Origin of the sequence: Xylophilus sp. Leaf220, from assembly GCF_001421705.1 — a bacterium.
GTDB lineage: Bacteria > Pseudomonadota > Gammaproteobacteria > Burkholderiales > Burkholderiaceae_C > Xylophilus.
This window is the reverse complement of sequence record NZ_LMKO01000007.1, coordinates 45,375-65,433: the sequence shown is the minus strand read 5'-3', so window position 1 is coordinate 65,433 and position 20,059 is coordinate 45,375. Positions and strand designations below refer to the sequence as shown.

Here is a 20,059-nt window from a genome sequence, read left to right as displayed (position 1 = left end):
TCTTTTCTCTCCCTCAAGCAACCCCATGAAACTGACACTCTTCAGCGGCGGCGCCGCACAGGCCGTGGTGACCGGCCTGCAACCCGCGTTCGAGTCCACCTACGGCTGCACCCTGGCGCCCACCTTCGGGGCGGTCGGCGCCATGCGCGACAAGCTGCTGGCGGGCGAAGACTGCGATCTGCTGGTGCTGTCGTCCGCGCTGATCGAAGAACTCGTCCAGCAAGGCCATGTGGTGGCCGGCAGCGCGCGCCCTCTCGGGCCGGTCGCCACCGGCATCGCGGTGCTGGAGGGCGCGGCACCGGTCGAGGTGGGCACGGCGGAGGCGCTCAAGGCCGCGTTGTCCGACGCCCGAGGTCTATACGTGCCCGACCTGCGCAAATCCTCGGCCGGCATCCACATCGCCGGCGTGCTGAAGGCGCTGGGCCTCACCGAGGCGCTGGCGGGCCGCATCCACGAATTTCCGAACGGCGCCACGGCCATGCGCGAGATGGCGTCACACGGCGGCGAGGGCCTGGTCGGCTGCACACAGGTGACCGAGATCCTGTACACCCCGGGCGTCGCGCTCGTCGCCGAACTGCCGGCCGAGCACGCGCTGCGCACCGTCTACACCGCGGCGGTCTGCGCCCGGGCCGCATCGCCCGAGCTGGCGGCCAGGCTGGCCGACCACCTCTCGGCCGAGGCGTCCCTGGACCTGCGTCGCCGCAGCGGCTTCGCGGTCTGAGGGCCGAGAGGCCGGCCCGTTTCTGCACTCTGCCGAATTTTTCGTTTCTTTTCCTGGCACTACTTCAAGGAGTTTCCCCGTGCGCTTTGCAACCCTCGAACTGGACGGCAAGACCGTCCCCGTCATCGTCTCGCCCGACGGCACCGGCTACGCGCCCGTCTCCGGCTGGCTGGACGCGCCCTTCGACGGCGACATGTCCGACCTGATCGCCCGCTGCCTGCAACCTGCGAAGCAGGCCGCGCCTGCGGCCTGGCAGCCGCTGGCCGGCCTGCGCCTTCGCGCGCCGCTGGTGCCGCGCCGCAACGTCTTCTGCGTCGGCAAGAACTACCACGAGCATGCGGCCGAGTTCGCCCGCTCGGGCTTCGACACCTCGGCCGCGAAGGGCGAGACGGCGCCGTCCGCGCCGGTGGTGTTCACCAAGGCGCCGTCCACCGTGGTCGGCACCGGCGACGAGGTGCTCTCGTTCTCGGAACTGACCCAGCAGCTCGACTACGAGGCCGAGCTGGCGGTGGTGATCGGCAAGCCCGGCCGCGGCATCCGGGCCGAAGACGCCTGGGACCACGTCTGGGGCTACACCGTCGTCAACGACGTGACCGCGCGCGACCTGCAGCAGAAGCACCGGCAGTGGTTCATCGGCAAGTCGATGGACACCTTCTGCCCGATGGGCCCGTGGATCGTGACCGCCGACGAGGTCGATGCCGCCAACCTGCAGGTCAAGTGCTGGATCAACGACGAGCTGCGCCAGAACGCCAACACCCGCGACCTGATCTTCGACATCCCGACCATCATCGCCACGCTGTCGGCCGGCATGGAACTGCAGCCGGGCGACGTGATCGCCACCGGCACGCCGGCGGGCGTGGGGATCGGCTTCACGCCTCCGCGTTTCCTGGTGCCCGGCGACCGGATGAAGATCGAGATCGAGGGCATCGGCACGCTCGAGAACCGCATCGCCGGCTGACGGCCCGCGCGCCCCATAAAAAAAGAGACAAACCGAAATGAAAAACTACGACCGCCGCCGCATCCTCCAGTCCGTCGCGCTTCCGGCCCTGGCCTCGCTGGGACTGGGCGCGCATGCGCAGGAGGCCTATCCCAGCCGGGCCGTCACCGTCGTCGTGCCCTTCCCGCCCGGTGGCGTGGCCGACGTGGTGGGGCGTCCGGTGGCCGAGGCGATGGGCCGCTACCTGCAGCAGCCGATGGTGATCGAGAACAAGGGCGGCGCCGGCGGGGGTATCGGCATGGCGCAGGTCGCCCGCGCCCGGCCCGACGGCTACACGCTGCTGATGGCGCTGTCGTCGGTCGTGGTGCTGCCCGAGGCCGACCGGGTCATGCGGCGCGCGCCGATGTTCGAGCTGAACCAGCTGGTGCCGATCGCCCGCTTCACCGCCGATCCCACCGTGCTGGTGGTGCGTGCCGACAGCCCCTGGAAGACCTATGCCGAGTTCGCCGCCTATGTGAAGACGGCACCCGGCAAGCTCGCCTTCGGCTCCTCCGGCAACTACGGCACCATGCACGTGCCGATGGAGCAGTGGAAGGCCGCCACCGGCAGCTTCCTGCTGCACGTGCCCTACACCGGCGCAGGGCCCGCGGTAGTGGCGCTGCTGGCGGGCCAGATCGACGCTCTATCGACCGGGCCGTCGAGCGTGGTGCAGCAGGTGAAGGCCGGCCGCCTGCGGGCCCTGGCGCACTGGGGCGAGGGCCGGCTGGCGGTGCTGCCCGAGGTGCCGAGCCTGCGCGAGCTCGGGGTGCCGATCGGCTATTCGCAGTGGGCCGGCCTGTTCGCGCCCGCCGGCACGCCGCCCGAGGTGCTGGCCCGCCTCGGCGAGGCGGCACGTTTCGCCGCCCAGGACGCCCGCGCCGCGCAGTCGCTGGTCGCTGCCGGCAGCGTTTTCCAGTTCCAGGATGCGCCCGCGTTCGCCCGTTTCGTGCAGGCCGATGCGCAGGCGATGGCACGGGTGGTGCAGGGCATCGGCAAGGTGGATTGACCGCGGCCGCCGCCGGCGCGGAGCGGCTTCCGTGCGGATCAGCGCCGCTCGACCACCACCGGCCGCAGCTGCAGCGCGGCGCCGATCCGCTCGGCGGCCGCCTGCGCCGCACCGCGCGACGCATAGGGCCCGGCCTGCAGTCGGTGCAGCCCGCTGTCTGTCACGATGCCGAAGGACGGCGCCAGGCCCTGCAGTTGCGGCGCGGATTGCTGCTGCAGCGCGTCGGCGCCTTCGCGCCGCCCGAAGGCGCCGAGCTGGACCCAGAAGCCGGCGTCTGCCGCAGGTGCCTCGACCGTCGCCACAGGCGCCGGATCGGGTGGCAGCAAGCGCACCGGCGGCGGCGTGGCCGGGCTGACCGACACGGTGCGCACGGGTTCGGTCGCCGGGTCTTCGCGGGGCAGGCTCATCACCGGCAGGGCGGTGAGCGGGCGGAGGTCTGTCACTTCGATACGGGGTGCGGCGGTTGGCTGCGGCGCCTGGGGCGGCGGGGCCACCGCAGCGGCATCGGCCTGCGGCGGGGGCATCGGCGATGGCGCGACGGGCTGCGCTGCCGAACCATAACGACTCGCTGCCGACGCACGCGGCACATTGTCTCGCGTCGCTGCCACCGGCTGGACCAATGCCTGCGGTACCACGACCGCAGCAGCGACTGCAGGCGGGGCCACGCCACCGCCTTCACCACTGCCGGAGGGCACTGCCCGCGCCGCTGCCGCAAAAGCGGTGCCCGCCCCTTCCCGCCGCCAGGCGCCGGTGCGGATGTCGGTCTGGGTGATCCGCGTCACCTCCACCGGCGCCACGCCGCGCAGCAGGTCCAGGTGCAGGGCGGCGGTGTAGCTCAGGTCGATCACCCGGCCCGGGTGGAAGGGGCCGCGGTCGTTGACCCGCAGGATCGCCTCGCGGCCGTTGGCCGGGTTGCGCACCCGCACGTAGCTGGGCACCGGCAGGGTGGGGTGCGCGGCGGTCATCGCGTACATGTCGTAGCGCTCGCCGCTGGCGGTGGGCTTGCCGTGGAACTGGCGGCCGTACCAGGAGGCCAGTCCGCTTTCGCTGAACGGCTCGTCGCCCTGCATCGGGACGTATGAGCGGCCCGCCACGGTGTAGGGCTTGTTGGGGCCGCCGCTGCGGATCGTCTCGATGCGCGGCTCGGCGTCGGGCAAGCGCTCCAGGCCGGCGGGCGGGTGGGCCGGCGGTCCGTCGCCGCCGCCGCGCGGGCTGCTGGCGCAGCCGGCCAGCAGGGCGAGCACGCCGGCCGCGGCCCAGGTGGGCAGGGCCGGCCAGGGGGCCGGGCCGTCCGCCGTGCGCCACGACCGCCGGTGGGGAAGGGCGGCTGCGCGTGTCATGCGCCGAAGACGGCCTTCCAGAGCTGCAGCACCGCGTCGCGCGATTCGGCCAGTTCGTCGGCGGCGACCTGGGTCGGTGCCTCGTTGAGGCGTGCCTGGTGCTGCACCCGGCGCAGCGCGCGGTAGGCGTCGGCGGCTCGCTCGCCCACGCCGTGCGGCAGCAGGCCCGCTTCCTCCGCGCGGCGCAGCAGGGTGATGTTGCCGCGGTTCTCGCGCAGGATCGGGTGGGTGGCCGATTCGGCCAGCACCAGGTACTGCATCGCGAACTCGACGTCGACCATGCCGCCGGCGCTGTGCTTCACGTCGAAGCGGCCGGCCTTCACCGGGTGCGCGGCGCGCACCTTGTCGCGCATCGCGTGGATCTCCTGGCGCAGCGCGGCGGCGTCGCGCGGCGCGGTGATGACCGCCTCGCGCACCTCTTCGAAGCGCGCCTGCAGGTCGGCCGGCGGCGGATCGGTGTCGGATGCCAATGCCAGGCCCGATGCGCCCGCCACCGGCGCGAAGCGCAGGCAGCGCGCCCGGGTCATGGCCTGGTGCTCCCAGGTCCAGGCGGTGTTGCTGCCGCGCTTCTGCTGGTACTTGGCGAAGGCCGAGAAGCTGGTCACCAGCAGGCCCGAGCTGCCGTTGGGCCGCAGGGCGGTGTCGATCTCGTAGAGGTCGCCCTCGCCGGTCTTGACGGTCAGCCAGTTGATCAGCTTGCGCACGAAGTTGGCGTACACCTCGGGGGCGCGCTCGTCCTCGTCGTCGAAGACGAACACGATGTCCAGGTCGCTGCCGTAGCCCAGCTCCTTGCCGCCCAGCTTGCCGTAGCCGATGACGGCGAAGCGGCCCAGCGCGTCGTCGGCCTCCCGGTGGCGGTTGCGCAGCCGTTCCCAGCACCAGCGGGCGGTGACGCGCAGCACGGTGTCGGCCAGCGCGCTCAGGTCGTCGGCCACCTGCTCGACGGTCAGGCGGCCCTCGACGTCGCGCGCCAGGGTGCGGAACACCTCGGCATGGTGGGCGCGGCGCAGCAGGTTGAGCAGGGTCTCGTCGTCGTCCTCGGCGGTGGTGCGGACCGAGGCGAGGCGCTGTGCCAGCTCGCGCTCGAATTCGGCGGGCTGGAAGCGCTCGTAGAAGAGGGCTTCGCTCGCCAGTTCGTCGATCACGCCGGGGTGCTGCAGCAGGTAGCGGGCCGGCCACTTGGCCGCGCCCAGCAGGTGCAGCAGCCGCAGGTGGATCGCGGGGCGCTCCAGCAGCAGCGCCAGGTAGCTCTGGCGGCGCAGCAGCGGCTCGATCCAGCCGGCCATCTGCACCGCGGCTTCCTCGGTCACGCTGCCGTCGGCCACCCACTGCGCGGTGCGCTGCAGCAGCCGCACCAGCCGGGCCCGGTCCTCGTCGCGCAGGGCCTGCACCCGGGGGTGGTCGCGCCACTGGCCGACCCGTTCGCGCAGACGCTCGGGCAGGCTCTCGACCAGGGTCTCGATGTCGGGCGGCGCCTCGGCTTTTCCGCGGCTGCAGTTGCCCTTGGCGCACTTGCCGGCCTCGCCGCCCAGCAGGGTGTCGAACTCTTCGGCGACGAACTCGCGGTGCGCGTCCAGGTCGTGCAGGAACGGGCAGGCGTGCGCATAGCCCATGCTGCGGGCGATCCACTCCAGGTCGGCGTCCTGCGTCGGCAGCACATGGGTCTGCTGGTCGTCCAGGTACTGGATGCGGTGCTCGACCCGGCGCAGGAAGGTGTAGGCGCGGGCCATCGCGTCGGCCGTCTCCACCGGCATCAGGCCGGCCTGCGCCAGCCGCTGCAGCGCATCCAGCGTGGCCCGGCTGCGCAGTTCCGGGAACTGGCCGCCGCGCACCACCTGCAGCAGCTGCACGGTGAACTCGATCTCGCGGATGCCGCCGCGCGAGAGCTTGACGTCGTTGGCCCGCTCGGGCTTGCCGGCGCAGCGGCGCGCGGCCTGTTCGCGGATCTGGCGGTGCAGGTTGCGCAGCGCGTCGAAGACGCTGTAGTCGAGGTAGCGCCGGAACACGAAGGGCAGCACCACCTGGCGCAGGCCGTGCACCGGCAGGGTCTCGACCGACGGGCCCAGGCAGGCGCGCGGCGCCACCACGCGGCTCTTGAGCCAGGCGAAGCGCTCCCACTCGCGGCCCTGCGCCTGGAAGTAGTCCTCCAGCGCCGAGAGCGACACCGCCGCCGGCCCCGAGTTGCCGTTGGGCCGCAGCATCAGGTCGACCCGGAACACGAAGCCGTGCTCGGTGGTGTCGCCGATCAGGCCGTAGACCGCCTTGACCGCGCGGGCGAAGTAGTCGTGGTTGGTGATGCGGCCGCGCGCATCGGTGCCGGCGATGCCGGCGGTCTCGCCGTCCTCGTCGTAGACGTAGACCAGGTCGATGTCGCTCGAGACGTTGAGCTCGCGCCCGCCCAGCTTGCCCATGCCGACCACCCACAGCTGCGAGCGGCTGCCGTCGGCGCACAGCGGCGCGCCGTGGCGGGCATCGAGTTCGGCGAAGGCCTCGGCGCAGGCGGCGTCGAGCGCCAGTTCGGCCAGCTCGGTCACCGCGCGGGTCACGACGGAGAGCGCCGCGTTCTCGTCGCAGTCGAGCCGCGCCAGCCGCTCCATCACCAGCTGCCGCAGGATGCGCAAGGCCGCGTTGGTGGCATGGCCTTCGGCCCGGATCGCGGCCAGCGCGTCGGCCATGCTGGCCCGCGTCGGGTCGCCCGCGGGCAGCAGATGCAGCTGGCCCGCATAGCGGCGCCGCAGCCGCTGCACGAAGCGGGCGTGCGACGCCAGATCGCCGGGCGTGAAGACGAAGGTTTGCGTGCGGCCGCAGCCGGTGGTGGCGGGTACCGCCGGCACGTCTGCCGCTCCTGCAACAGCGTGTTCCTGCGGCGAACCCTCGCCGATACCGCGGGTCATAATTCCTGCCCCATACAAGCCCAACATGAACGAACCGAAAGAGACCCCCTCACGCCTGCTGAAAACACTGGCTGCCGGGACGCGTGGACTCTTGTGGTTGTTGTGGGCCGCGTGGCTTTGCTTCTTTGTCGCCTGGGGGGCGTTGCACGGCTGGATTGTGCCGCGAATCGCGGATTACCGTCCCCGCATCGAGGCAGAGCTTGGCAAGGCGGTAGGGATGCCGGTGCGCATCGGCAGCATCACCGCCCGCTCGGGCGGGCTGGTGCCCTCCTTCTCGCTGGGCGATGTGCAGCTGCTCGATGCAGAGGGCCGCACCGCCCTGCGGCTGCCGCTGGTGGTGGCCGCGCTCTCGCCGCGCTCGCTCTGGAACCGCGGCTTCGAGCAGCTCTACTTCGATGCGCCCGAGCTCGACGTGCGGCGCACCGCCGACGGCCGGATCCTCGTCGCCGGCCTCGATGTCGAGCGGGCCCATCCGCACGGTGGCGGCAGCGCGGCCGACTGGCTCTTCACCCAGACCGAGGTGGTCATCCGCAACGGCACGCTGCGCTGGACCGACGAGCAGCGTGCCGCACCGCCGCTCGCGCTCTCGAACGTGGACCTGCTGCTGCGCAACCGCCCCTGGCGCCATGCGCTGCGGATCGACGCCACGCCGCCTGCCGAGTGGGGCGAGCGTTTCCAGCTCGCGGGCCGCTTCCGCCAGCCGCTGCTGGCCGGACGCAACGGCCGCTGGCAGGACTGGGTGGGGCAGCTCTACGGCGACTTCGGCCGGATCGACCTGTCGCGCCTGGGGCAGTACGTGGACACCGCCGCGGTGGGCGGCATCGCGCTGCAGGAGGCCCGTGGCGCGGTGCGCGTCTGGGCCGACGTGGACCACGCCCGCATCACCGGCGGCATGGTGGACGTGGCGCTGCCCACGCTGGGCCTGCAGGCCGCCGCCCCCCTGCAGCCGCTGGCCCTGACCCGGGTGCAGGGCCGCTTCACCGGCCACCGCCGGCTAGCCGGCACGCAGGGCTTCGACCTCGCGGTGCAGGGTCTGCAGTTCGATGCGGGCGATGCGCTGCACTGGAAGGGCGGCAGCGCCGACCTGCGCTACACCGCCGCAAGCGATACCCAACTCGCCCGCGGCGAACTGCGGGCCGACGGCATCGACCTGGGCGCGCTCGCCACCCTGGCCGCCCGGCTGCCGGTGGGTGACGGCGCGCACCGCCTGCTGGCCGACCATGCACCCACCGGCCTGCTCGAGAAGCTGCAGGCGCGCTGGGAAGGCGACGGCACCGCGCTGCGCAGCTACCAGGCCACCGGCCGCGCCAGCCGCCTGGGTGTCGAGGCGCTGCCCGCGCCCGCGTCGGCCCAGGCGGCCGCGGTGGCCGAGGCGGTGGCCGTCGCGGCGCGCGCCGATGCGGTGCGGCCTGCCGGCACGCCGCCCACCCATGTCCACGTGCATCCACCGGCCGGCACGCCGGGCGTGCGCAATGCGGCGGTGGATTTCGACCTGAGCCACGCCGGTGGCAAGGCGCAGGTCGCGATCGACGACGGCGCACTCGAATTCCCCGGCGTCTTCGAGGAGCCCCGCGTGCCGATCGCGATGCTGCGTGCCGAGGCCCGCTGGAAGATCGACGGCCGCGCCATCGCGGTCGAGGTGCCCCAGCTGCGCTTCTCCAACGCCGATGCGGCCGGCGAGGCCCAGGCCCGCTGGCACACCGCCGACGCGACACCGCCATCCGCCGGCACCACCGGCACCCCGGGCCTGCCGCACGATCCGCGCTTCCCCGGCGTGCTCGACCTGACCGGCAGCCTGCAGCGCGCCGACGGTACCCGGGTCCACCGCTACCTGCCGCAGGTGATCCCGCAGGAGGTGCGCCACTATGTGCGCGACGCGGTGCAGGCCGGCTCCGCCAGCGGCGTGCAGTTCAAGGTGCGGGGCGACCTGCACCACATGCCTTTCACCGACCCGAAGCAGGGCGATTTCCGGATCGCGGCCAGGATCCGCGATGCGCACTTCGCCTATGTGCCCACCTCGATCCAGCCGGCGGGCGAGGCCCCGTGGCAGGTGCTATCGCCGCTGTCGGCCGAGCTGGTCTTCGAGCGCAACGGCATGGAGATCCGCAACGGCACCGGCCGCATCGGCCTGCCGGGCCGCACCTCCGAGCTGCGGGTGACGCGGGCCGATGCGCGCATTCCCGACCTGTCGCATGCGGTGGTCGAGGTGAAGGCCGAGGCGCAGGGCCCGCTGGCCGAGATGCTGGAGGCGGTCAACGGCTCGCCGGTCGCCACGCTCACCTCCGGCGCGCTGCAGGAGGCGACCGCCACCGGCCCGGCCGAACTCGCCCTGGGCCTTCAACTGCCGCTGGCCGACATGCGGCATGCCCGCATCCAGGGCCGGGTGGTGCTGGGCGGCAACGACCTGCGGCTGGCCGCGGCGGCCCCGCCGATGACCCGTGCCAGAGGCACCGTGGCCTTCACCGAGACAGGCTTCACCATCAGCAACGCCCAGGCGCGGATGCTGGGCGGCGAGAGCCGCATCGAAGGCAGCATGCGCACCGCCGGTGCCGCCGCGCCCCATGCGGTGCTGCCGGCCATCGGCCCCGCCGCCCGGCCGGCGGCACGCCCCGCCACCCCTGCGCTGCCGGCCGATGCGGTCCTGGCAGTGCGCGCGCAGGGCACGGTGAGCGCCGAGGGCCTGCGCGCCGCGCCGGAGCTGGGCCTGGTCGCGCGCCTAGCCGAGCATGCCCAGGGCAGTACCGACTACAGCGCCAGCATCGGCCTGCGCCAGGGCCGCCCCGAGGTGACGCTGGCCAGCAGCCTGCAGGGCCTGGCGTTGGACCTGCCGGCGCCGGTGGGCAAGGCCGCATCGGCCAGCCTGCCGCTGCGCTTCGAGAACACGGTGCTGGCCGCCGGTGCGGGCACCGCGCCCGGCGGGTCCGCGACCCGCGACCGGGTGCTGCTGGAACTGGGCCGTGTCGCGGCGGTGGAATACGAGCGCGACATCTCCGGCGCCACGCCGGTGGTGCTGCGCGGCGGCATCGGCATCGGCCTGGACGAGGGCGACCACGCCCCGGTGGCCGACCAGGGCGTGGCCGCCAGTGTGCGGCTGGGCGCGCTCGACATCGACGCCTGGGACCGGGTCGTGTCCGGCGCCACCGGCTCCAGTCGCCACGACCGGATGGCCGCGCCCCACCGAGCCGGCGACACGCCGCAGGCCGGCGCGGAAGGCTACCTGCCCGACACGCTGGCGGTGCGCGCCGAATCGATCACCTTCCAGGGCCGCACCCTGCACAACGTGGTGGCCGGCGGATCGCGCAGCGGCCCGGTCTGGCGGGCCAATGTGGAGACCGACGAGTTGAACGGCTATGTCGAATACCGGCAGGCGGCCGACGCGGTGCCCTCGCGCGTCTTCGCGCGGCTGGCGCGGCTGCGGGTGCCGGAGAGCTCGGCCAGCGAGGTCGAGTCGCTGCTCGACGACGGCACGCCCGGCGCCGACCCGGCCTCGCTGCCGGCGCTCGACATCGTGGTGGACGATTTCGAGCTGAAGGGCCGCGCGCTGGGCCGGCTGGAGGTCGATGCGCTGCACCGCGCCGCGGCTGACGACGGCGCCCACGAATGGCACCTCAACAAGCTCAACCTGAGCCTGCCCGAGGCCAGCTTCGCCGCCACCGGCAACTGGCGGCGCACCGGGGAGGGCGCGGCCCGTGCGCGGCGCACCGCGATGCAGTTCCGGCTCGACATCCGCGACGCGGGCCAGCTGCTCGGCCGCTTCGGCATGCCCGGCGTGGTGCGGCGCGGCGCGGGCCGGCTGCAGGGCTCGGTCGGCTGGGACGGCTCGCCCTTCGGGCCCGACTATCCCTCGATGGCGGGTCAGCTCAACCTGGCGGTGGAATCGGGCCAGTTCCTGAAGGCCGATCCGGGGCTGGCCAAGCTGCTGGGCGTGCTGTCGCTGCAATCGCTGCCGCGCCGGCTGGCGCTCGATTTCCGCGACGTTTTCAGCGAGGGCTTCGCCTTCGACTTCGTGCGCGGCGACGTGAAGATCGACAGCGGCATCGCCCGCACCAACAACCTGCAGATGAAGGGCGTCAACGCCGCGGTGCTGATGGACGGGCAGGCCGACCTGGCGCACGAGACGCAGAACCTGCGGGTGGTGGTGGTGCCCGAGATCAACGCCGGTACCGCCTCGCTCGTGGCGGCGGTGATCAACCCGGCGGTGGGCCTGGGCACCTTCCTGGCGCAGGTCTTCCTGCGCGGCCCGCTGATCGAGGCGGCCACGCAGGAGTTCCACATCACCGGCGGCTGGGCCGACCCGAAGATCGCGAAGCTGAGCGGCCGCGAACGCCTGGGCCGCAGCACGCCGCCGGCCGAGCCGCAGATGCCCTGAGAGGCATTCACAGCTTCCGAGCCGTCCGCTGTACCGAAGGAGAAGTCCATGCATGTCGCCGCCCTCCAGATGGTGTCGGGCACCGAGCCCGCCGCCAACCTGCGCTCCGCGCGCACCCTGCTCGAAGAGGCCGCCGCCCGCGGTGCCGAGCTTGCGGTGCTGCCCGAGTATTTCTGCGTGCTGGGCCAGCGCGACACCGACAAGCTGGCGCTGCAGGAGCCGTTCGGCCGCGGCCCGATCCAGGATTTCCTGGCGACCGCGGCGCGCGAGCTGGGCCTGTGGATCGCCGGCGGCACCCTGCCGATCGCCACCGACGATCCGGCCCACGCCCACAACACGCTGCTGGTGTTCGGCCCCGACGGCCACTGCGCCGCCCGCTACGACAAGATGCACCTCTTCTGCTTCGACGACGGCCAGACCGCCTTCGACGAGGCGCGCACCCTGGTGCCCGGCGGTGCGCCGGTCGTGTTCGAGCTGCCGTCGCGCGACGGGCACCGCTGGCGCATCGGCCTGTCGGTATGCTACGACCTGCGCTTTCCCGAGCTGTACCGCCACTATGCGGCCCAGGGCTGCGACCTGCTGCTGGTGCCCAGCGCCTTCACCCACGTGACCGGCGAGGCGCACTGGGAACTCCTGCTGCGCGCCCGCGCGGTCGAGAACCTGGCCTACGTCTGCGCCGCGGCCCAGGGCGGCCTGCATGCCAACGGCCGCCGCACCTGGGGCCAGAGCATGGTGGTCGATGCCTGGGGCGGCGTGCTCGCGCAGCAGGCCAGCGGCGCCGGCGTGGTGCCGGCCCAGCTCGATGCCGCGCGCCTGCGGCAACTGCGCACCCGGCTGCCGGCCCTGGGCCACCGCCGGCTGTGAGCGACATGGCGCAGCCCGCCGCCGGCACCGGACCCGACACGGTGCGCGTGGCGCCGCCGCCGGCTCCGGCGGAGGCCGGTGCGCCGGCGCTGCCCGCCGCGGCGCGGTGGCTGCTGCGGCTGCCCGGCTCCTGGCGGCGCTGGTCGCTGTGGCTGCTGCTGGCGGTGCTGGTCGTGGCGATGCTGGGCACCCTGGTCTGGCTCGCCGGCCGCTACGAGGCGAGCCAGGTGCAGAGCCGGGTGGAGCGCGACGTGAGCGACGCGGTGGCCGACGTGCGCACCGCGCTGGCCCGCAACCTGCAGAGCCTGCAGGCCCTGCAATCGGCCAACCCGACGCACGACGCCTGGATCGCCGCGGCCGGCGAGCTGATGCTGCGCCAGCGCGAGTTCATGCGGATCGAGTGGCGCAGCGCCGCCATGCGGCTGCGGGTGCATTCCGACACGCCCTACCGCGGCCTGGCGCTGGACACGCCCGCCACCGAGATGCCGGCGGACATGCAGCTGACCTGCGCCTCGGCACGGCGGCTGGGCGGCCCGGCCTACTCGCCGAGCTACTTCGTGCCGCATGTCGACGGCCTGGGCCTGGAGGTGGTGCACCTGTGCCTGCCGCTCAACGAAGGCATGCAGCCCGCCGGCTACCTGGTCGTGACCTACGGCCTGCCGGAGATCCTGTCGGACCTGATCGGCACCCAGATCAGCCGCCACCAGGACATCTCGTTCACCGAGCCCGACGGCACCCGCCTGGCCTCCCTGCACGGCGCGCTGCGGCGCGGCACGCGGGTCTTCAGCGGCCAGCAGCTGCTGGACCTGCCGGGTAGTGCGCTGGTGCTGCGCATCGACAACTGGCCCGGCGCGCCCAGCGTGTTCCCCAACGTGCTCACCGCGCTGGTCACCTTCATGTCGATCGCGCTGGTCACGGTGCTGGTCATGCTGGCCAAGGACAACCGCCTGCGGCTGCGCGCCGAGCACGACCTGGCCGATGCGCTGGCCTTCCGAAAGGCGATGGAGGACTCGCTGGTCACCGGCCTGCGCGCCCGCGACCTGGAGGGGCGGCTCACCTATGTCAACCCGGCCTTCTGCAAGATGGTCGGCTTCGCGCCCGAGGCGTTGCTGGGCCGCTCCGGCGCGCTGCCCTACTGGCCGCCCGAGCATGCCGACCACTACCTGCGCCGCCAGGCGACCCGCTTCGCCGGGGAGCTGCCGCCGCGCCACGGCTTCGAATCGGTCTTCATGCGGCAGGACGGCACCCGGTTCCCGGTGCTAATCATCGAGGCGCCGCTGATCAACGCGCAGGGCCTGCACACCGGCTGGATGGGTGCGTTCCTGGACCTGAGCGAGCAGCGCCGGATCGAGGAGCTCTCACGCGCCAGCCACGAGCGGCTGCAGGCGACGGCGCGGCTCGCCACCGTCGGCGAGATGGCCTCGCTGCTGAGCCACGAGCTGAACCAGCCGCTGGCCGCCATCGCCAGCTACGCCACCGGCTCGCTCAACCTGCTGCAGCAGGACCCGGGCGGCGCCGGCGCCACCGGCCTGCACGACGCCGACATCGCGGTGGCGATGCGGCGCATCTCCGAGCAGGCCGACCGCGCCGGCCGGGTGATCCGCAGCGTGCACGACTTCGTGCGCCGCCGCGACCAGGCCAAGGAGGCGACCGACCCGCGCGACCTGCTCGAATCAATCATGCCGCTGGCGAGCCTGCAGGCGCGCAAGCTCGACGTGGAGATGCACACCGTGCTGGAGCCGCGGCTGCCCCGGGTGCTGTGCGACCGCACGATGGTCGAGCAGGTGCTGCTCAACCTGGCCCGCAACGCGATGCAGTCGATGGACGGAACCGCGGGCGGGACCGGCGTGCGGCGGGTCGATTTCGGAATCCGGCGGGTCGCGGGCGGCGCCGGCGCCGGGCTGCGCGGCGGCTGGGTGATGTTCACCGTGGCCGACCGTGGCCCCGGCATCGCGCCCGAGGTGGCGGCGCAGCTCTTCACCCCCTTCTTCACCACCAAGCGCGAAGGCATGGGCCTGGGCCTGAGCCTGTGCCGCACGGTGGTGGAGCAGCACGGCGGCGTGCTCGACTACGCGCCGAACCCCGCGGGCGGTACGATCTTTTCTTTCACCTTGCCGGCCGTCGGGCCGGAATGACAGGCACGCACTGCGATGGAACCCGGAATGGATGCTCTCGTCTTCGTCGTGGACGACGATGCCGGCGTGCGCGACGGCCTGGCCTGGCTGCTGCGCTCGCGCCGGCTGCTCAGCGAGACCTACGACGGCGCGCTGGCATTCGACCAGATGCTGCGCGGCGGCGGCGAGACGGCCGGCCGCATGTTCGACCAGCCCTGCTGCCTGCTGCTCGACGTGCGCATGCCCGGCATGAGCGGCCTGGCGCTGTTCGACAGCCTGGTCGAGCGCGGCCTGCACCTGGCGATGCCGGTGCTGTTCCTCACCGGCCACGGCGACGTGCCTACCGCGGTCGATGCGGTCAAGCGCGGCGCCTTCGACTTCTGCGAAAAGCCGTTTTCCGACAACGCCCTGGTCGACCGGGTGGAGCAGGCCCTGCGCCGCTCGGCCGAGGTGCTGGCCCAGCGCCGGTCGGCCCGCGGCGTCCAGGCCCGCATGACCGACCTGACCGACCGCGAGCGCGACGTGATGCGCCTGGTGGTCGAGGGCCTGCCCAACAAGCTGATCGCCGACCAGCTCGACATCAGCGTCCGGACGGTGGAGGTGCACCGGGCGCGGGTGTTCGACAAGATGGACGTGAAGTCGGCGGTGGAACTGGCGAACCTGCTGCGCAACACGGCCTGAACGGATCTCGCCGCCCATGAAGAAAGCCACCCGCGGGTGGCTTTCTTCATGTACGCCGGGCGATCGCGCCCGGTGCTGCAGGGGTCCGGATCAGCCGCGCGGTGCCTCGCCCACGTAGATCTCGACGCGGCGGTTGCGGGCGCGGCCGTCGCCGCTGTCGTTGGAGGCGATCGGCTGGCGCGAGCCGTGGCCTTCGATGGTGAAGCGGCGGGTGTCGACGCCGCGCATCACCAGGTAGTCGCGGGTGCTGGCGGCACGGTCGACCGAGAGCGGGTTGTTGATCGCGTCGCTGCCGGTGCTGTCGGTGTGGCCGACGATGCGCACCGTGGCGCCCGGGTTGTTCTGCAGGCCGGAGGCGAACTGGTCGAGGATCGGCGCGAAGTTGGACTTCACGTTGGCGCGGCCGGTGTCGAAGGAGATGTCGCTCGGGATGTCGAGCTTCAACTGGTTGTCGGCCGTCTGCGTCACGCCGATGCCGGTGCCGCGGGTGGCGGCTTCCATCTCCTGCTTCTGGCGCTCCATGCGCTGCGACCAGATGTAGGTGCCGAGGGCGCCCACGCCCGCGCCGATCACCGCTCCGGTGCCGGCACGGCCGCCGGCGACCGCACCGATGGCGGCACCGCCGAGCGCGCCCGCACCGGCGCCCATGGCGGTACGGCGCTGCGTGTCGCTCATGTTCATGTCGGCACAGCCGGCGACCAGCATGACGGCGGCGGTGGCGCCGAGGATGATTTTTTTCATGGAGTACTCCTGGGGATGGACGGAACGGGGCGGGGCGGCCGCGCCGGAGCGCGTGCCATTCTTGTGATGGCCCATTGTTCGATCGCGGTCGGTGGAGCGGGTATCCCCATGTAATCGGGTCCGCGGCCGGTTCAGGCGGGCGGATCCTGCGGGTCGCGCGGTTCCTGCGGTGCGGGCGGCTCGCCGCCCTTGCGGCCCGAGAACATCGTCCACCAGACGATCGCCACCAGCACCACCAGCGCGAGCAAGGCTTCGAGCAAAATCAAGCCCATGATCAAAAGACTCCTGCGGGTTGCGACGACGCTGGCGATTGTAGGAATGCTCGCCGCGTGCGCCACCCGCCCGCCGCCGGAGCCTTCCGCCCCCACGCCGCCGCCGGCGGCCATGCCCTCGACGCCCGCGCGCCCGCCGGCCGCCACCGCGCCGCCCGTTCCCTGGCCTTCGGGCACCTTGCCCGCCCAGCGCAGCCGCTGGGTGCCCGCGCCGTGGGACGAGCTGCCGGGTTTCCAGCAGGACAACCTGTTCGAGGCCTGGAACGCCTGGATCAAGAGCTGCGAGCGGCCGGGCCCGGCCTTCGCATCGCTCTGCGGCGACATCCGCCGGCTGTCGATCGCGTCGCCCGAGGAGCAGCGCGCCTGGATGGTGCAGAACCTGCAGCCCTACCGGGTGGAGGCCGCCGACGGCAACGCCGAGGGCCTGCTCACCTCCTACTACGAGCCGGTGATCCCGGCCAGCCGGCTGCCCACCGCGCAGCACACGGTGCCGCTCTACAAGATGCCGTCGCCGATGCGCAAGCCCTGGTACACCCGCCAGCAGATCGACACCCTGCCCGAGGCCCGCGCGGCCCTGGCCGGCCGCGAGATCGCCTGGATGGCCGACCCGGTCGAGGCGATGGTGCTGCACATCCAGGGATCGGGCCGGCTGCGGGTGTCGGAGCCCGACGGCAGCGTGCGCACCGTGCGCCTGGCCTACGCCGGTACCAACGACCAGCCCTACCGCAGCATCGGCAGCTGGCTGCTGCAGCAGGGCCAGACGCGCGATGCCACCTGGCCCGGCATCCGCGCCTGGATCGCCCAGAACCCGCAGCGCACCGGCGAGCTGATGTGGACCAACCCGCGTTACGTGTTCTTCCGCGAGGAGCCGCTCGAAGGGCTCGATGCCGGCTTCGGCCCGCGCGGCGCGCAGGGCGTGGAGCTGACGCCCGGCCGCTCGATCGCGGTGGACCGCACCAGCATCCCGTACGGCACGCCGGTCTGGCTGGCGTCGTACGGCCCGTCGGCCGCGCTGCAGAAGCTGGTGATGGCGCAGGACACCGGCAGCGCGATCATCGGCGCGGTGCGGGCCGACTATTTCGCGGGCTGGGGCGCCGATGCCGGCGAGGTGGCCGGCCGGCTCAAGCAGGGCCTGCGGCTCTGGGTGCTCTGGCCCCGCTGAGCGGCGCAGGACGAACCGACACGACGACGACACGGAGATGAACATGCTTGCACGACCGATGATCCTGTGGCCCACGCTGGGCATGGCCGCACTGCTGGCGGGCTGCACCACCGGCCCCCTGGCGCGGGACATGCGCTACCGCTGCGACAACGGCATGCGCCTGAGCGTGCACGCCTACGAAAGCGCCACCCTGCAGGGCTACCGCGGCGCCGAACTGCTGCTGCGCGACGCGGGGGGCATCGGCCCCGAGCAGGCGGTGTTCAGCAACCCGCAGGTGCGGGTGCAGACCGGCTTCGGCGCCGATGGGCGCGAGGCGCAGATCGATGGCCAGATCCCCGGCGGCCGGGCCCGCTGCGTGCGCGAAGGCGGCTTCTTCTAGCCGTCCGCCACAGGCGGCCGGGCCAGGGGCGCATCCCCGGGCTGGTCAGCTTGTGTCATGGCTTTGTCATCGCAGTGCCATGAAGATTTCATCCGGGTTACCTATGGTCACAGGGTTTGCGCAGCGGCATGGCCGCTGCTTCCCACGACCCCACGAAAAGGTTCCTGCGCATGAACGCGAAGCACATTTCCGCGCCCGTCATCGACCCGGATGACATCGGCTACAACAACACGACCAACCCAGCGCTGGACAGCATGATCCCGGCGCGCCTCTCGCGCCGCGGCATGCTGCGCATGGGCGTGGGCACCGCGGGCTCGGCCCTGCTCGGCAGCGTCGCATTGGCCGGCTGCGGTGGTGGCGGCGACGGCGGTGGCGGCAGTGTCTCCACCCCCGGCGGCACCGACACGATCAACTCGCCGCTGCCCACGCTGGGCTTCAACGCCGTCGCCAAGAGCCTGGCCGACGTGGTGGTGGTGCCCGCCGGCTACACCGCCAGCGTGCTGTACCGCCTGGGCGATCCGCTGGCGGCCGACGTGCCCGCCTTCCGCAACGACGGTACCGATGCCGCCAACACCTACGACCGCCGCGCCGGCGACCACCACGACGGCATGACCTTCTTCGGCATGAACGCCGCCGGCACCCGCGACGACAAGGGCGCCAACCGCGGCCTGCTGGTGATGAACCACGAGGCGATCACGCCGACCTACCTGCACCCGCGCGGCCAGACCATCGTCGGCACCGGCAACGCGCAGACCCGCACCGTGGCCGAGGAAGTGCTGCGCGAGTTCTACCTGCACGGCGTGAGCGTCGTCGAGGTGGCGCAGGGCGCCACCGGTGCCTGGGCCTACGACCGCAGCTCGCGCTTCAACCGCCGGGTCCACACCCTCACGCCGATGATCCTGTCGGGCCCGGCCGCCGGCAACGCCGCGCTGGTCACCCAGTACTCGACCGACGGCCGCCGCACCCGCGGCACGGTCAACAACTGCGCCAACGGCACCACGCCGTGGGGCACCTACCTGACCTGCGAAGAGAACTGGGCCGGCTACTTCCGCCGCATCGCCGCCACCGACGATCCGAAGCGCACCGCCAAGGAGCGCACCGCCTTCGCCCGCTACGGCGTCGCCGGCACCGGCCGCGAACTGTGGGCCACGGTCACGCCCGACACTGCCGACCGCATCTACGGCCGCTGGGTCGCCGAGGTTTCCGGCGCCAGCGCCGCGGCCGACTTCCGCAACGCCGCCAACACCTACGGCTGGGTGGTCGAAATCGACCCGTTCACCCCCGATTCCATCCCGCGCAAGCGCACCGCCCTCGGCCGCCTGGGCCACGAAGGCGCCTGCCTGGGCCCGGTCGTCGCCGGCCAGCCGCTGGTCTGGTACATGGGCGACGACTCGCGCAACGAGTACCTCTACAAATTCGTCTCGACCCGCAACTGGGACGCGGCCGACACCAACGGCGGCCTGGCCGCCGGCGACAAGTACATGGACGACGGCCGCCTCTACGTGGCGCGCTTCAACGCCGACGGCAGCGGCACCTGGCTGGAGCTGAAGCTGGGCGTGAACGGCATCACCGGCACGAACGCCACCTACGCCTTCGCCGACGCCGCCGACGTACTGATCAACGCGCGCTTGGCCGCCGACGTGGCCGGCGCGACGAAGATGGACCGCCCCGAGTGGACGGCCGTCAACCCGCGCAACGGCGACATGTACCTGACGTTGACCAACACCAACGCCGCATCCCGCCCGATCACCGCCACCGACGCCGCCAACCCGCGCTTCTACAACGACCCGAAGGGCACCGCCGCCACCGCGCAGACCGGCAACCCCAACGGCCACGTGATCCGCCTGGCCGACACCGGCCGCAACCCTGCGGCCACCAGCTTCCGCTGGGACGTGTACCTCTTCGGCGCCCGCTCCACCGCCAGCAGCAACGTCAACCTGTCGAACCTCACCGCCGACAACGACTTCTCCAGCCCCGACGGCATGTGGTTCAGCCAGGCGGTCCCCGGCCTGCTGTGGCTCGAGACCGACGACGGTGCCTACACCGACGTCACCAACTGCATGTTGCTGGCGGCGGTGCCCGGCCAGGTGGGCGACGGCGGTGCGCGCACCGTCGTCAACACCAGCGGCACCACGACGCGCGAGCAGCAGACGCTGGTCGGCGCCGCCCCCGGCACCACGCTGCGCCGCTTCCTGGTCGGACCGAAGGAGTGCGAGATCACCGGCATCGCCGAATCGGGCGACGGCCGCGCGATCTTCATCAACGTGCAGCACCCGGGCGAAGACACCCGGCCGGACTATGCCAACCCGGCCTCGTTCGGCAGCCACTGGCCGGACGGCGGCGCCAGCCGCCCGCGCTCTGCCACGGTGGTGATCACCAAGAACGACGGCGGCCGCATCGGCGTCTGACGTTCCCGCAGCGGCCCCGCTCGCGGGCCGCCGACCATCTGCAAAAGGGACCTTCGTGGTCCCTTTTGCTATTGATACGATAGCAGGAGGCCGGCGCCGGACGCCGACTACAGGCACGAATCTTTCGAATTC

General features: G+C 72.5%; 14 protein-coding genes. 10 read left to right on the top strand and 4 right to left on the bottom strand.

Features of this window, described 5'->3' with window-relative positions; genetic code table 11:
• Positions 1 to 25: 25 nt before the first annotated feature.
• From ASE76_RS07825 to ASE76_RS07815, 3 genes are all read left to right on the top strand, one after another.
• Positions 26 to 721: a substrate-binding domain-containing protein gene (locus ASE76_RS07825; RefSeq protein WP_055837321.1), complete on the top strand. Its 696-nt coding sequence runs from the start codon at positions 26 to 28 to the stop codon at positions 719 to 721.
• Positions 722 to 800: 79 nt separating this feature from the next.
• Positions 801 to 1,679 (top strand): fumarylacetoacetate hydrolase family protein, encoded by an 879-nt coding sequence (locus ASE76_RS07820; protein WP_055837318.1) that lies wholly within the window; start codon positions 801 to 803, stop codon positions 1,677 to 1,679.
• A gap of 37 nt (positions 1,680 to 1,716) precedes the next feature.
• Complete coding sequence (locus ASE76_RS07815) at positions 1,717 to 2,703, top strand: tripartite tricarboxylate transporter substrate binding protein (RefSeq protein ID WP_055837314.1); 987 nt, start codon at positions 1,717 to 1,719, stop codon at positions 2,701 to 2,703.
• A 38-nt stretch (positions 2,704 to 2,741) separates the two neighbouring features.
• On the opposite strand, the gene ASE76_RS07810 is transcribed toward ASE76_RS07815, so the two are convergent.
• Together ASE76_RS07810 and glnE are read right to left on the bottom strand one after the other, a co-directional pair.
• A complete protein-coding gene (locus ASE76_RS07810) occupies positions 2,742 to 4,043 on the bottom strand; it encodes a septal ring lytic transglycosylase RlpA family protein (protein ID WP_082448179.1) in 1,302 nt (433 codons plus the stop codon).
• Positions 4,040 to 6,937, bottom strand: a complete 2,898-nt coding sequence (glnE, locus tag ASE76_RS07805; protein WP_082448177.1) for a bifunctional [glutamate--ammonia ligase]-adenylyl-L-tyrosine phosphorylase/[glutamate--ammonia-ligase] adenylyltransferase — start codon at positions 6,935 to 6,937, stop codon at positions 4,040 to 4,042. The genes ASE76_RS07810 and glnE overlap by 4 nt, the downstream gene beginning before the upstream one ends.
• A 217-nt stretch (positions 6,938 to 7,154) precedes the next feature.
• Here glnE and ASE76_RS07800 point away from each other — a divergent pair, with 217 nt between their 5' ends.
• From ASE76_RS07800 to ASE76_RS07785, 4 genes are read left to right on the top strand one after another with little or no spacing between them, the layout of a single operon-like run.
• Positions 7,155 to 11,306 (top strand): YhdP family protein, encoded by a 4,152-nt coding sequence (locus tag ASE76_RS07800; protein ID WP_236698381.1) that lies wholly within the window; start codon positions 7,155 to 7,157, stop codon positions 11,304 to 11,306.
• Positions 11,307 to 11,354: 48 nt separating this feature from the next.
• Positions 11,355 to 12,170, top strand: a complete 816-nt coding sequence (locus ASE76_RS07795; protein WP_055837307.1) for a carbon-nitrogen hydrolase family protein — start codon at positions 11,355 to 11,357, stop codon at positions 12,168 to 12,170.
• A 5-nt stretch (positions 12,171 to 12,175) separates the two neighbouring features.
• On the top strand, positions 12,176 to 14,305 hold the full coding sequence (locus tag ASE76_RS07790; RefSeq protein WP_082448187.1) for a nitrogen regulation protein NR(II): 2,130 nt from the start codon (positions 12,176 to 12,178) through the stop codon (positions 14,303 to 14,305).
• Between the two features lie 15 nt (positions 14,306 to 14,320).
• Positions 14,321 to 14,965 carry a response regulator transcription factor gene (locus tag ASE76_RS07785; RefSeq protein ID WP_055837304.1) on the top strand — a complete coding sequence of 215 codons (645 nt, stop codon included), beginning with the start codon at positions 14,321 to 14,323 and terminating at the stop codon, positions 14,963 to 14,965.
• A gap of 90 nt (positions 14,966 to 15,055) precedes the next feature.
• Here the strand turns inward: ASE76_RS07785 and ASE76_RS07780 are convergent, their stop codons facing one another.
• Positions 15,056 to 15,706: an OmpA family protein gene (locus tag ASE76_RS07780; protein WP_055837301.1), complete on the bottom strand. Its 651-nt coding sequence runs from the start codon at positions 15,704 to 15,706 to the stop codon at positions 15,056 to 15,058.
• Positions 15,707 to 15,837: 131 nt separating this feature from the next.
• Positions 15,838 to 15,978, bottom strand: coding sequence for a hypothetical protein (locus ASE76_RS20830; RefSeq protein WP_168389230.1), 141 nt, complete (start codon positions 15,976 to 15,978; stop codon positions 15,838 to 15,840).
• Here ASE76_RS20830 and ASE76_RS07775 point away from each other — a divergent pair.
• The 3 genes from ASE76_RS07775 to ASE76_RS07765 all read left to right on the top strand — a co-directional run bounded on the left by ASE76_RS07775 (position 15,911) and on the right by ASE76_RS07765 (position 19,927).
• Positions 15,911 to 17,140 carry a murein transglycosylase A gene (locus ASE76_RS07775; protein WP_082448185.1) on the top strand — a complete coding sequence of 410 codons (1,230 nt, stop codon included), beginning with the start codon at positions 15,911 to 15,913 and terminating at the stop codon, positions 17,138 to 17,140. The two genes, ASE76_RS20830 and ASE76_RS07775, sit on opposite strands and share 68 nt — an antisense overlap.
• Before the next feature lie 43 nt (positions 17,141 to 17,183).
• Positions 17,184 to 17,519: a hypothetical protein gene (locus ASE76_RS07770; protein ID WP_156362586.1), complete on the top strand. Its 336-nt coding sequence runs from the start codon at positions 17,184 to 17,186 to the stop codon at positions 17,517 to 17,519.
• A gap of 170 nt (positions 17,520 to 17,689) precedes the next feature.
• Positions 17,690 to 19,927: a PhoX family phosphatase gene (locus ASE76_RS07765; RefSeq protein ID WP_055837290.1), complete on the top strand. Its 2,238-nt coding sequence runs from the start codon at positions 17,690 to 17,692 to the stop codon at positions 19,925 to 19,927.
• Positions 19,928 to 20,059: the final 132 nt, after the last annotated feature.